This is a genomic window from Myroides odoratus (assembly GCF_001549985.1).
Lineage (GTDB): Bacteria > Bacteroidota > Bacteroidia > Flavobacteriales > Flavobacteriaceae > Flavobacterium > Flavobacterium odoratum_A.
On sequence record NZ_LROZ01000001.1, the window covers coordinates 296,929 to 311,203 of the forward strand.

Genomic DNA, 14,275 nt, shown 5'->3' on the forward strand with positions numbered 1-14,275 from the left:
TAACAATCTTATAGATTTCGAAACAAATTCAACTAATTTCCAAAACTATATCGCATGGTCAATCCAGTGCGAATATTTGTAATTGGATACATCGTTGAAATAACCGCTTTAGAGAAAGAATGATCGTAGAAGAATATTGCAGTTAAATTCTTACTCAACATATAATCTGCTGTAATTAATAACTTCCACATATCTTGTCCCCCTCCCACTTGGTTGTTGTTGTAATCTAAATAACGCACAATGGTTTCGCGCTTACTCAAGGTCAAATCTACTTTGATATTGATATCACTTTCAATACGTCCACCCATTCCGTTATTTGCGTACATCGAATTAAAACCAACATTTTTGATTCGGTATCCCAATCCAATGACATAGTCATTTCCGGATGTTTCCGTTAAAAGGTTGTTGTCAAAACTCAACGCCAAGGTTCTGTCTTTTCTAATTTCTGCCAAGATTTTAATGGCCGAATTTGTCTCCAAATCAAAGCGGATTAACGGATTAAACTGCTCTGTTAAAATAGCGTTATTTACGACTGTTTGAGCAGGGTAATTTCCATATTGATTCACTTCATTTGGCTTCTCATAGTATTCAAAATTTGAACTAAATGAACCCAAGGCATAAGTTGCTGTATACCCATGGTGAATAGAGAATCTTCTGAATTTACTCTTAATCCAAGGAATGCGCATCAATCCCGTATAGCGAAGGTTCCAGTTTGGCAATGGAATATCTCTAAACATACTCGTAGATACTTTCCCTGCTCCTTTTCCTGTATACGCAGCTAAGAAAGACGGAAGTAATACTTCTTGACTTCCTTTACTGTAGCCAATAGGGAATCCTTCTTTATCTAAATTATTCGGATCATTGATATCAATTCCTCTTGCTGTTGCAAGGCGATTTGCTACAATCAAACGATTTTCTTTCATGCGTTCAAATGCTGCAGAATACTCCAGTGAATTACTTGAAAAAGCACTACTCAACATAATAGTTGAAATACTGAAGTTTCCATAGTTATATGGCGACTGAGATTGATATTCATTATTCAGCACTTGGAATTGCTCTGCATAATTCTCTGATTTCATTCTTCTTCCCGTTACATCAATCGTCAAATCTGGAATTGGATTAACACTTGCTGTAAAGTTTAGCGTCTTGTTTGATACTTGTGTATACTCTTGGTTAAACTCTGGGAAGTTGGTTAAATAACCGTAACTTGCCGCTTGATAACGCACATCTGCCTGGTCTCCAAAGACAAATCCCATGGTTGGTTTTGATGTACCGAAGAATCCAACACTTGGCATAAATCCTGGCAATACAGTTCCACTATTTTCAGAATAATTAATCTGAATAGTTTTCACAGAGGTCAATAATCCAATAGCAAAATCAGTTAAAGCACCTCCTGTAGATCCCCCTTCTTTTTCTTTGTTTTGCACCACTTTTTGACCTGGTACAATCGCAGCTTTCTTCGCAGGTGTTTTCTTCGCTGTATTGCGTTTCACTAAGCCAACATAGCGATACAACGTCTCTAAACTAAAGGTTGTATTTAATTGTTGGGTTCTTGAGTTTTGGATGGTATTTCCTAAGTTGTAATTAACTCCATCAAATTCAATCTGACTAAATGCATCCGAAGCACGTTGCCAATTGTATGTTCCTGTATACGCATATGAAGAACGAACAAAAGCAAGGAAAGGAATTTTATTTAGTGGTAAATCGTAGTTCAATGTAAACTGTTGCGTGAACTGATTTGGCTCTCCAACGTTGAAATAATCATCCCAAATTGTGCTATTCTCAATCACATTAAATTGACTATCGTAATAATTTCGAACAATATTATTACTTCCTCCTACATAATTTAAACGCAGTGATTTCGTCAAGTCGAAATTAAATCCATAGTTGTAATTGAAATAGTAATTACGTCTGTACAACGGGTCTAATCCAATTCCTTCCACATCAATCAAACGGAATTGTTGTTTGTTATATTGACGCATGATATTACTACTAAACATAATATTAGACGGTAGATAATTGAAGTTAAAATCCTTCAATATTTGCCAATATCTTCCTTTCATAAACTCCATTTTTTTGAATGGCTCGATTGGTTTTGCCTCAAAGCTATACGCATAATCCAAAGCTGATCTCGTTTGTTGATCAATCATGGACTCTACTTCAAAATCATGGTGAATCACCTCGTTGTATGAATGTGATAATGTTATGTTTTCAATGTCGTAAATTCTCTTTTTACTCTCTGGATCTTTCTGTTTATTCACCCCAATAAAGTTGATACTTCTTCGCTTGGTATAATCCGTTGCGCGTTTTTCAATTTCATCTGCCATTGCTGAAGAACCTGCTACAGATTTCATCGTTTTCAACTTCACATCTGGGTTAGCTGGGTCAAACTCTGGTGTAATAAACTCCTCACTAATCGCATAGTTAAACGGTAGGTTAATTCTCCAATTCTTCGGTAATAATTGTCCTAGGTTTACATTCGTAACAATGCTATACGATTTAAAATCTTCTTTACTTCGTTGGTTCGGGCCTTGTTCCAAGCCTCCAAATCCGATGGTGCGTTTTGTTCCCGTTGCAGAGATATTAGCAAAGTCAGCTAAGTTTGCATCCATACTCAATGTAGCTGCCCAACCGCCTTTATTATCCATGTCTGACATTCTCAATTCATCAAACCAGAATTCACCAGCTAAATCACCTGTTGCTCCGTAACGGTCTAAATCATTACGCAAACCAATCATAATCACGCGGACATTTCCAAAGTTTGGATTCCCCTTGATTCCGTAACGCAATTTATTTTCACGCGAAGCACCTCCGCTCAATTCTTCTTCTTCTTTAAAAAAGATATCCGTTAAGCGTTCTTGCTTTCCAACCTCGTTCATAAACATCACTTTCAATTTGGTCAAAAGTTCTAGTTTCAATTCTAATTCATTCGCTTCTGGCCAAATTAAATCTGGATTTGCCTCACCGAAATTCGTTACTTTCAACGGAATTTCCACTTGGTAGAAGTTATCCGTAATATCCGTTCCCAAACGAATAAAGGCCACCATTTCATCATCGCGTAAACGCATGGTGCTATTTTCTAAAGCTTCTGCGTGTATAAACATACGCAACTTGTTGTAGCGACGAAGATCTAGGTTGAAGTTTTTATATACTCCTCTTGAATCACCAGGCGCTAATCCGTCTGGAGCTTTTCCTGTTTCAATTGGATATACTTTTAATGACAATGATTGCTCATTTTGTGCAACAACTGTATTGTTTACATAATATTGTTCGCGCTTAACTCCTGGAGGAATAACATACGGAATTGGTTTTCTGTCATAGTTATCTTGCACACTTACTGACGTAACATCGAATCCTGTATTTGGACGTAATGGCAATGGGTTATTGTCCTTGTCATTTTGCAAACTTGCATTGTATCTTCTCCAATCTGAACGCACTAAATCTAAACTTCCAAAACGCAAGGTGATTTCACTTTCGAATCCAGTTAAATACATACGCATAAAACGCATCGAACGGAAATCATCAATCATTCCAATTTTCTTTCCATTTTCATCGATAGGCACTTTATACTGAACCCAACGTACTGGAGTTACAGATCCGTCTGCTAATTGAGCTGTAGTATTTCTAATATCCGTTACGTAATTTTCTCCTACTTCAGGATTGGCTTTAATTTTTACAGCGTATTCAAAATAAGCATCAATGGTATTCATAGTATTATCCCCATCAATATCCTCTGCATCTGGTTGGTTATTTCCTCCTCTTGTTCCTGAAGTTGGTGAGTTTCCTTCTAGTCCATTGTAATTCTTATAACGCTCTAAGATTCCTCCCTCCGCATCAAGATAGTGCACAAAATTATCTGCAGCAGGATCAGCGAATCCTGCAAAATCTGCAAACTTCATACGCTCTTCATCATCGCTCAATCCATCTAAACCAACATCTTGTAAACGTCTACTTTCAGCATTTACATCAAACGCATAAATTAACGATGGTGCTGCAGGTACTTTTCCCCAAATTGTTTCAATCGTTGCAACAGTACTACCAACACCAGGCAATCCATTTTCATATTGTTTGTACCCATCACGCAAAATATCTTCCGAGATAAATCCGAAGTTCAGGCGTAATTCTCCGCTATTTCGTTCTGGAAGTACATCATTAGATCTTCCTACATACGGGTCTAATACCCAAAATTCAACAAACTCAATATTGGCTTGTTCAAAGTTGGTTGTTGCCAATCCACGCATCACACCTCCCCAGTTTTTACGTGGTGTCTTCGATTTTAAAGACTGTAAAAAATCAGGATTAAAGTTATATGGTCCACGTTCTTCTGGATAGAAAGACATATCTAACGTTGTAATTACGCGACTCTCTCCATAGGCGATATCTTTGGTAGCAAATAACTCTTCACTAAAAATTCTTCTTGTACGGTTCGAAGACATATCTTCAATACCCACTCCATTCGGTTTCGCTCCTACATAAAAAGTAGGGTCAATGGTATACCACGCTAATTTACCTCGGCGGAATCCATCTTCTAAGGAATGCGGTAAGTTGTTAGGATCCTCATAGGTATTGGCATCTTTCTTGAAAAACCCAACTGGGGTACTCGATAATTTCCATGCTAAAGGCGATCGGATATCAATACGCGATTGAGCTCCTTCAAAATCATCAATATACACTGTTGCTTCTCCATTCATCTGATCATTCTTCGAAGCTCCAGGTTGTAGATAAGCAAATTCTCCTCGTATTGAAACACGAGATTCAACATCGGTATCAATATTTGGTAATTTATTAACCATACGCGTCAAGAACGGTACTTCAGTCGAATATTGCATATTGAATCCCCAAATCGTATTGTTTACAGACTCTTGCCCATAAACCGATTTATGTGTCATTGGTTTTTCAGACAAACGCAAGAATGTACCTCCGATTTTGAAATCTTTGTTGAATTGGTGATCAATATTCAATCCAAAGAAACGCTTGGTTTGTTGCCCAAACATCGTATTATTTTCAACAGAAATATTAATTGGCGTATTCGAAGCAAGCAAGGCTTCATCTAGAATCATAACACGACCTCCTGTATAGTCAACGGTATAATCTACTCCTTCAGCCAATACCCTTCCACCTGCATTCACGACAACCGATCCAGGTGCAATATTAAACGCTCCAATCGGAATTCCTTGTCCACTTACACTTGAATACTTTCCTTTTAATTGGAATTTATTCTTGCTACTTTGGTTTCGAATTGCAGATGATTTGGTATTCGAATATAATTCGCGGAATACATATTTTTTCTGGTTGGAGTTGTATGACGCCGAAACATCATAATCTTCATCCATTTTATTCTTTAACTTATCGAATAAATGCGTTCCAAAAGGTTCTACTGTTGTAAAAATAATTCGCCCATTAACGGCATCAATAGTTATACCGTCAAAGGTATTATTGTTGTATTGGTTTTGGTTGGAGTTATTTCCATATCCTCCACCATAAGAATTATTTCCACCGTATCCGTTGTTGTTATTTCCAAAACTTCCGGTAGTAGGATCTAACCCATTCGTTGCACTTCCTTGTGCCAAATAATCGAAAAATCCATCCCCTCCATTTTGTGGGTTATTTGCTGAATCCAAGCGATCCAAGTTAAATACTTTCAATAATGGCGTGCGATCTACACCTTCTGGTAAAGGTAAATCTCCCGCTTGGCTGATGTAATTCAGCGGACTTGGATCAGTATATAATAAGTTAAAGCGAAATTTATCTTGTGAAATATTCATCGCGTTTGGTATCTGATAGATATTTTTCATCATCAAATTCCAAACGGGTGCGCTTGTCAAAGTCAACGAACTCTTCAACATCTTCACCACTAAAGCTTGTGCTAATGGCACTTGAGCATCTGGATCTGTTTGTCCAGGAATAGTTGTTTCAACGTTTGAGCTTCCGCCATCTGTTCCGAATTCCCCTACTTGGTATACTTTATCTCCAATGGTATACTGGAAAGCAACAGCTAAAACTTCATCATTTGACAAACGTTGTTGAAGGGAAATATACCCCAATTGCGGATGAAAGGTAAACTCATTTGGGCTTAATTTTCTTGCACTTTCCAAACGAGCGTAATCCAATCCTTCCTGTACGCTATTGGTAAACCCACTACCTCCGATACCCGAAGTTCGGATAGAAGGTGTTAAGTAGTTACTTCCAATTTTTCCAGGGTCATATTGGTTATTTTTATTATCTGTTGGTGCGTCAATTGTTTTATTCAATACGAAAGCAGCAGGATCCACACGGGGAGAAAATATTTTTTCTGTCTTGACATTGCGTAAAAACCCTTCCCCTAAATCTTGAATCGCTACAATGTTTCGCAAGTTATTATTCGTTTGACTCACGCGATTATAGCGATTGGTTACCCAAACTTCCACGCGTGTAATGCGCACTCTCGAATTGATGTAAGGGTAATCTTTCAATGCCTCGTCATACTTACTTCTAAAGTATTGCGATAAAAAGAAGTGTCGGTCTTCATCGTAGTCTAAGGCATACAATTCAAAATCTTCCAACATTCCTCCTCCTTCAGCATTCACTGAAGTTGTCTGTGATTTTTGTTCGGAGAAAACTCCTGTAATTGTCGTTTTACCGAATTTGAGTTCTGTTTTCACCCCGAATAAACTTTGTGTTCCTCGAATTAAAGAACCACTAATCGGCATGCTCACATTACCTACTTCGACTTTTTGCACAATATCATCTTCATCGGGTGCATATTCCAATTTCATGATATTCTGAAAGTCAAAACTCGCTTGGGTATCATAATTAGCATTCACGGCTAATCGCGTACCAACCATCCCTTGCAATCCCATGCTAATGCGCTGATCAAAATCAAACGTTGTTGATTTTCTATTTCGACTCGACATCAACGGATTTTCTTGTTTCGTATGGCGAATTCCCATATCGAATTCCACAGAACCAGTTGGTTTTACATCAATTTCATTGGATCCAAATATTCCGGAAAACAATTTTGAATTGACATAATAGCGCGGTAGCATATCGCGTTGTGCTGCTGGATCTTCTAAGGTTCCATTGACTGCATTAAACTTCTGAGAAAAATAGCGACGCATTTCTGCACGCATCAAGATTTTTTCATACTCTTGGCGCGACAAAATCAGCGGTAAGCTCAAATTAAAATCACTCACCACTTTGGTGTAGTAATATTGATCCGTTAATGGATCATAGCTATACGATTCCTTGATAATTTCTGGATCAGGTAATGTGATATTACCCATATCATAAGCTGGCTGTGGAATAGAATCGTTGGGTTGATTCAATGTGTTATTTTGTGCAAGACCACTCCACGTGCTGCACAAAACAAAAAATAAACAGAAAGCCAACTTCCGGTGAAAAACAAAGAAACCTCCCAAGACTTACAACTTTTTTAATGCTTGTTTAATAATATCTTCTACAGAGGCCTCAGGATTGGCTTTTAGAATTACATCCACTACTTTTTCAGCAGTTTTGCGGACAAAACCAAGAACCTCTAAAGCAGATAACGCTTCATCGGCATTTGTATTGTTAATTGTAGGCAAAACTTCATCAATATTATAAAGTTTCAATACTTTTTCCTGTAAGTCTAATATAATTCGTTGAGCTGTTTTAGCCCCAATCCCCTTGATACGCTGAATGCTTTTTGCATCTGCATTTGCAATCATTTGCAATAATTCTTTGGGTACAGTAGAAGATAAAATGTTTCGAGCGGTATTTCCACCCACTCCAGAAACAGAGATTAAAAGTTTAAATAACTCACGCTCCACTTTATCGATAAATCCGAATAAAGTATGCGCATCATCTTTAATTTGAAGGAATGTATACAGCTTAAGGTTCTCATCAGCACCAATAAGTGAATACGTATAAAGTGATATATTTATTTGGTATCCTACACCGTGACAATCAATAATCACTTCAGTAGGTGTTTTTTCAATTAATCTTCCTTGAATCTGCGCAATCATACTATCTAATTTTCATCAAAAATAGTAAATAATTTTAACTATTTACTAACATAATGAAAGGCAAACCAAGGAAGATTTTTTGTTTTTATTTTTTTATTTTTTCTTGCGGCTCTCTCTAACTTGAGCATCCACCACAGCTACCGCTGTCATATTCACCATTTCATCCACGCTTGCGCCTAATTGGAAAATGTGAACGGCTTTTTCAAGTCCCATAATAATTGGTCCGATTGAAGTCGCTTTATTTAATTCTTTCAACATTTTATAGGTAATATTGGCTGAATCCAAGTTTGGAAAAACTAATGTATTCACTTTTTTATTGACCAATTTAGAGAAAGGAAACTTCGATTTCAACATCTCGTTGTTCAACGCAAAGTCCATTTGAATTTCTCCATCCACCACCATTTCTGGATAGTGTTCATGTAAAAGCTTCACTGCTTCTTTTACTTTCGTTGGAGAAGCATGCTCTGCAGAACCAAAGTTAGTGTACGACAACATAGCGATAACTGGATCTAAACCAAACATCTTTACTGTTTTCTCCACCATAACCGCAATTTTCGCTAATTCTTCAGCTGTAGGATTTGGATTAATTGCAGTATCTGCTAAGAACATCGGACCTCTTTTGGTCATCATCAAGTTAGCTGTAGCAATTTTATCTACTCCTTGTGCACGAGGAATTAACTCCAAGATTGGTTTTACCACAGTAGGGTAACTACGAGAATATCCAGTTAACAATACATCTGCTTGTCCAGTATTCACCAACATAGCCGCAAAATAGTTACGCTCGCGCATTAATTTTGACGCTTCGTATTGTGTAATTCCTTTGCGTTGTCTTGTTTTCCAGTATAAATCTGCAAATACAGCTCTTCTTTCTTTCTCAAGTTCCGATTTAGGATCGATAATTTCAACATCTGCATGAAACTCAATCTCTTTTTTCAACTCTATGATGGTTTCTTTATCTCCCAATAAAATTGGAGTAGCAATTCCTTCTTCGTAAGCGATTTGAGCTGCTTTTAATACATCTAAGTGATCAGCTTCAGCATAAACCACGCGTTTTGCATCGATTTTAGCGCGATTAAACAACATACGCACTAATTTGTTATCAGACCCCATACGCTCTTCTAACTCTTGCTTATATTTATCCCAATCAGTAATTGGCGCTTCTGCCAATCCAGATTCCATTGCAGCTTTAGCTACGGCTGGTGGAACTACAGCAATTAAACGAGGGTCGAATGGCTTAGGAATGATATACTCACGACCAAAGCTCAATTTCGTTTCTCCGTATGCGATATTCACTTGTTCTGGCACAGGTTCTTTAGCCAATTTAGCTAAAGCAACTACAGCTGCCATTTTCATTTCTTCGTTGATTTTCGTAGAACGAACATCCAAAGCTCCTCTAAAGATATAAGGGAATCCCAATACGTTATTCACTTGGTTTGGATAATCAGATCTACCCGTAGCCATAATCACATCTTTACGTGTCTGAACTGCTACATTGTAATCGATTTCTGGTTTTGGATTAGCCATTGCAAATACAATAGGATTATCCGCCATGCCTAATAGCATTTCTGGAGTTACTACATCCGCAGTAGAAAGACCGATGAATACATCGCTTCCTTTCATTGCATCCATCAATGAAATATCATAATCTACAGCAAATTCACGTTGCATATCTGAAATGCGATCATCGCCTTTCTTCAATACTCCTTTACTGTTGAACATCAAGATATTTTCTTGTTTTACACCGAATGCAACGTATAAATTAGCACAAGCAATCGCAGCAGATCCTGCTCCAGAAACCACCATTTTTACTTCGTCAATTTTCTTTCCTGCTAATTCTAAAGCATTCAATAAAGCTGCCGCAGAAATAATTGCTGTTCCGTGTTGATCATCATGCATCACTGGAATGTTCAATTCCTCTTTCAATCTTCTTTCAATTTCAAAAGATTCTGGTGCTTTAATGTCTTCTAAGTTGATTCCTCCAAACGTTGGAGCAATATTTTTTACTGTTTCGATAAATTTATCGATATCCGTAGTATCTACTTCAATATCAAAAACATCTATATCAGCAAAGATCTTAAATAAAAGACCTTTCCCCTCCATTACAGGTTTTGATGCTTCAGGACCGATATTTCCTAATCCTAAAACGGCAGTACCATTGGATATAACAGCCACTAAGTTTCCTTTTGCTGTATATTTATAAACGTTATTTACATCTTTTGCAATTTCTAAACAAGGCTCTGCTACTCCAGGTGAGTAAGCCAATGCTAAATCTCGTTGAGAAGAATATTTTTTTGTAGGTACTACTTGAATTTTTCCAGGTGTTGGTTTTGCGTGATATAACAACGCTTCCCTACGTAAGCTTTCTTTATTCATAAAAATATTTTTAACCGAATAAACAAAGTTACCTCTTTTTAAAGATAATTTAATGTTAGAATTTTATTCCTTTAAAAATTTAATATTCCTCACTAATCCCGTATACTTTGTTCTTTTTACTGCGGATTTTTTAAAAATATCATTAAAAACCTCATTTGTAAGTTCTTCCCACTCCTTGTTGGAATAATTCATTAACGCCTCGTTAGGAGTAAATCGAGGTTCGTTATGAGGTTTAGCAAAGCGATTCCACGGGCAAACGTCTTGACAGACGTCACAACCGTACATCCAATTATCAAATTGACCAGCAAATTCGGTTGGAATATCGTCTTTTAATTCAATCGTAAAATAGGAAATACACTTCGATCCATTGACGATATAAGCACTTTCAATAGCCCCTGTTGGACAAGCATCTATGCAACGGGTACACTTTCCACAATGATCCGTAGTGGCTCCATCTGATTCCAACTCTAGGTCAATAATCAATTCAGCAATAAAGAAAAAAGACCCCACCTGCTTTGAAATGAGGTTGCTGTTTTTTCCAACCCAACCTAATCCACTTTTTGCTGCCCAAGCCTTATCTAAAACAGGAGCAGAATCCACAAAAGCACGTCCATCGACAGCACCAATATTTTCGTGAATAAAATGCAGTAGTTCTTTTAATTTATCTTTGACCACATAGTGATAGTCCTCACCATAGGCATATTTAGAAATTTTATAAGCCTCTGCTGTTTGCTCTTGTTCTGGGTAGTAATTAAACAAAAGCGAGACGACACTCTTGGCGCCTTCTACAAGTAAGGTTGGATTTAAGCGCTTGTCAAAATGATTTTCCATATACTGCATACTTCCATGCATATTGGCATTCAACCACTTTTCCAAACGCGGAGCTTCCTCTTCTAAAAAACCAGCTTCAGAAATACCACAAGACATAAAACCTAAGCGCTTCGCTTCGGCTTTAATAAGTGCAGCATAATGAGATTTTTTATCCATAGAGATTTACAAATCAAATAATCCACCAACAGATTTATGACGTCCAAGGTGTTTAAAGGCTAATTCTGTAGCTTCACGACCACGAGGCGTTCGGATAATGAATCCCTCTTGAATCAAGTACGGTTCATACACTTCCTCTAAGGTTTCCGCATTCTCCGACACGGCAGTGGCCAAAGTTGAAAGTCCAACAGGTCCACCTTTAAATTTATCAATGATGGTAGAGAGAATTTTATTGTCCATTTCATCTAAACCGCGAGCGTCTACATGAAGCGCATTTAAGGCGTATTTAGAGATTTCGATGTCAATACTGCCATTTCCTTTAATTTGTGCAAAATCACGCACCCTACGCAGTAATGCGTTAGCAATACGCGGTGTTCCACGACTACGTCCAGCAATTTCAATTGCTGCTTCTAAATCAATAGGTACATTGAGAATCGATGCACTGCGCTCAATAATCATTGCTAACAATTCTTTAGAATAATATTGCAAACGGCTCTGAATACCAAAACGCGCGCGCATTGGTGCAGTTAATAAACCTGAACGCGTAGTTGCGCCAACTAAAGTAAACGGATTTAGATGAATTTGAACCGAACGCGCATTGGGCCCAGATTCAATCATAATATCAATTTTAAAGTCTTCCATAGCCGAGTATAAATACTCCTCTACAATAGGACTTAAACGATGAATCTCGTCGATAAACAAGACATCTCGCTCTTCCAGATTCGTCAATAAGCCAGCTAAATCTCCTGGTTTATCCAAAACTGGACCTGACGTAATTTTGATTCCTACATTCAACTCATTCGCTAAAATATTAGCCAACGTTGTTTTTCCCAATCCTGGAGGACCGTGAAACAAAGCATGATCCAAGGCTTCTCCGCGTTGATTAGCCGCAGCCACGAATATTTTCAGGTTTTCCAAAACACTATCTTGACCCGCAAAATCATCAAATGACAGGGGTCTTAGTCTTTTTTCAACATCGAATTCCTCTTGGTTGAAATGCTTGGTAGTAGGATCTAAATTCTCATTCATAGAACAAAGATAAATTAAAAAAAGGGATACAAAAAAACGCCATTCAAAAATGAATGGCGTTTTTATATCTATACTAAATTAATTTTAGTGGTGTAATTGCTCCTCACCTTCCATATAAGGCATAGTTTGAGGCGCGTAATCTTCTGGTAATCCAGGTTTACTGTAGTCATAAGGCCATCTGTAAACAACTGGTAACTCACCAGGCCAGTTTCCATGGATGTGTTCTACTGGAGTAGTCCACTCTAAACTGTTTGATCTCCAAGGGTTTTGAGGTGCTCTCTTACCGTAGAAAATACTAACAAAGAAGTTCCATAAGAATACTAATTGGAATGCCGCTCCTACTAAAGCAAATACTGTAATTAATACGTTCACATCATAGAATTCATCGAATAATGGGAATGCTGTATTTGAATAGTAACGACGAGGTAAACCTGCTAATCCGATAAAGTGCATTGGGAAGAATACTCCATACGCACAAACTGCAGTTACCCAGAAGTGAATATAACCTAAGTTTTTATTCATCATTCTTCCGAACATTTTAGGGAACCAGTGGTAGATACCAGCGAACATTCCGTAAAGTGCAGAGATACCCATTACTAAGTGGAAGTGAGCGATAACGAAATATGTATCGTGTACGTTAATATCTAAAGTTGAATCTCCTAAGATAATTCCTGTTAAACCTCCTGTAATGAACGTAGAAACGAAACCAATACAGAATAACATTGCAGGGTTCATTTGGATATTACCACTCCAAATTGTAGTAATGTAGTTGAACGCTTTTACTGCAGAAGGAATAGCGATCAATAACGTTGTAAAAGTAAACACAGATCCTAAGAACGGGTTCATACCCGATACGAACATGTGGTGACCCCAAACGATTGTTGATAAGAAAGCAATACCTAAGATTGAAGCAATCATCGCACGGTATCCGAAGATTGGTTTACGTGCAGAAGTTGCGATAATTTCTGATGTAATACCCATTGCAGGTAAGATTACGATATATACCTCAGGGTGACCTAAGAACCAGAATAAGTGTTCAAACAATACTGGTGATCCTCCTTGGTAATGTAAAACTTCTCCAGCTAAATAAATATCTGATAAGAAGAATGAAGTACCGAAACTTCTATCGAAAATCAATAATAATGCAGCAGATAAAAGAACTGGGAACGATACGATACCGATAATAGCTGTAACAAATAACGCCCAAATTGTTAAAGGCATTCTTGTCATCGTCATTCCTTTTGTTCTTAAGTTAACTACAGTAGCTACGTAGTTCAACGATCCCATTGTAGAAGAAACGATGAAGATAGCCATAGAGATTAACCATAATGTCATCCCCATACCAGAACCTGGGATTGCTTGTGGAAGTGCACTTAAAGGAGGATAAATTGTCCATCCTGAAGAAGCAGGTCCACCTTCTGCGAAGATTGAGATAACCATTAATACCGCAGAAACAAAGAAGAACCAGTAAGATAACATGTTCATGAATCCTGAAGCCATATCACGTGCTCCAATTTGCAATGGAATAAGTAAGTTCGAGAACGTACCACTTAAACCAGCAGTTAATACGAAGAATACCATGATTGTTCCGTGCATTGTAACCAAAGCAAGGTAAATATCATTTCTCATTACTCCGTCTGGAGCCATTTTTTCTCCTAATAACCATTTGAATACCTGAAAAGATTCTTCAGGCCACGCAATTTGCATTCTAAATAAAAGGGACATTACAATCCCGATGATTCCCATAATAATACCCGTAATTAGGTATTGTTTTGCAATCATCTTGTGATCTAAACTAAATACGTATTTAGTAAAGAAATTTCCTTTATCGTGATGATCGTGATCGTGATCATTAATTATTTCGTGTCCTATTGCTGACATAGTATAAGTTTTAATTTAATTCG

General features: G+C 37.5%; 6 protein-coding genes. All 6 read right to left on the reverse strand.

Features of this window, described 5'->3' with window-relative positions:
• Positions 1-32: 32 nt before the first annotated feature.
• Positions 33-7,397, reverse strand: coding sequence for a cell surface protein SprA (gene sprA, locus AWV75_RS01400; RefSeq protein WP_060872669.1), 7,365 nt, complete (start codon positions 7,395-7,397; stop codon positions 33-35).
• Between the two features lie 3 nt (positions 7,398-7,400).
• On the reverse strand, positions 7,401-7,982 hold the full coding sequence (gene ruvA, locus AWV75_RS01405; protein WP_002989866.1) for a Holliday junction branch migration protein RuvA: 582 nt from the start codon (positions 7,980-7,982) through the stop codon (positions 7,401-7,403).
• 93 nt (positions 7,983-8,075) lie between these two features.
• Positions 8,076-10,355, reverse strand: coding sequence for an NADP-dependent malic enzyme (locus AWV75_RS01410; RefSeq protein WP_060872670.1), 2,280 nt, complete (start codon positions 10,353-10,355; stop codon positions 8,076-8,078).
• Positions 10,356-10,418: 63 nt separating this feature from the next.
• Positions 10,419-11,342, reverse strand: coding sequence for a tRNA epoxyqueuosine(34) reductase QueG (queG, locus tag AWV75_RS01415; RefSeq protein WP_060872671.1), 924 nt, complete (start codon positions 11,340-11,342; stop codon positions 10,419-10,421).
• Between the two features lie 6 nt (positions 11,343-11,348).
• Complete coding sequence (gene ruvB / locus AWV75_RS01420) at positions 11,349-12,371, reverse strand: Holliday junction branch migration DNA helicase RuvB (RefSeq protein ID WP_060872672.1); 1,023 nt, start codon at positions 12,369-12,371, stop codon at positions 11,349-11,351.
• A gap of 84 nt (positions 12,372-12,455) precedes the next feature.
• A complete protein-coding gene (locus AWV75_RS01425) occupies positions 12,456-14,252 on the reverse strand; it encodes a cytochrome c oxidase subunit I (RefSeq protein ID WP_060872673.1) in 1,797 nt (598 codons plus the stop codon).
• Positions 14,253-14,275: the final 23 nt, after the last annotated feature.

Bases quoted from the DNA above. Each gene is read 5' to 3' on its own strand.
- ruvA (WP_002989866.1), bottom strand. From the start codon at position 7,982: ATGATTGCGCAGATTCAAGGAAGATTAATTGAAAAAACACCTACTGAA.
- queG (WP_060872671.1), bottom strand. From the start codon at position 11,342: ATGGATAAAAAATCTCATTATGCTGCACTTATTAAAGCCGAAGCGAAG.
- AWV75_RS01425 (WP_060872673.1), bottom strand. From the start codon at position 14,252: ATGTCAGCAATAGGACACGAAATAATTAATGATCACGATCACGATCAT.
- ruvB (WP_060872672.1), bottom strand. From the start codon at position 12,371: ATGAATGAGAATTTAGATCCTACTACCAAGCATTTCAACCAAGAGGAA.
- AWV75_RS01410 (WP_060872670.1), bottom strand. From the start codon at position 10,355: ATGAATAAAGAAAGCTTACGTAGGGAAGCGTTGTTATATCACGCAAAA.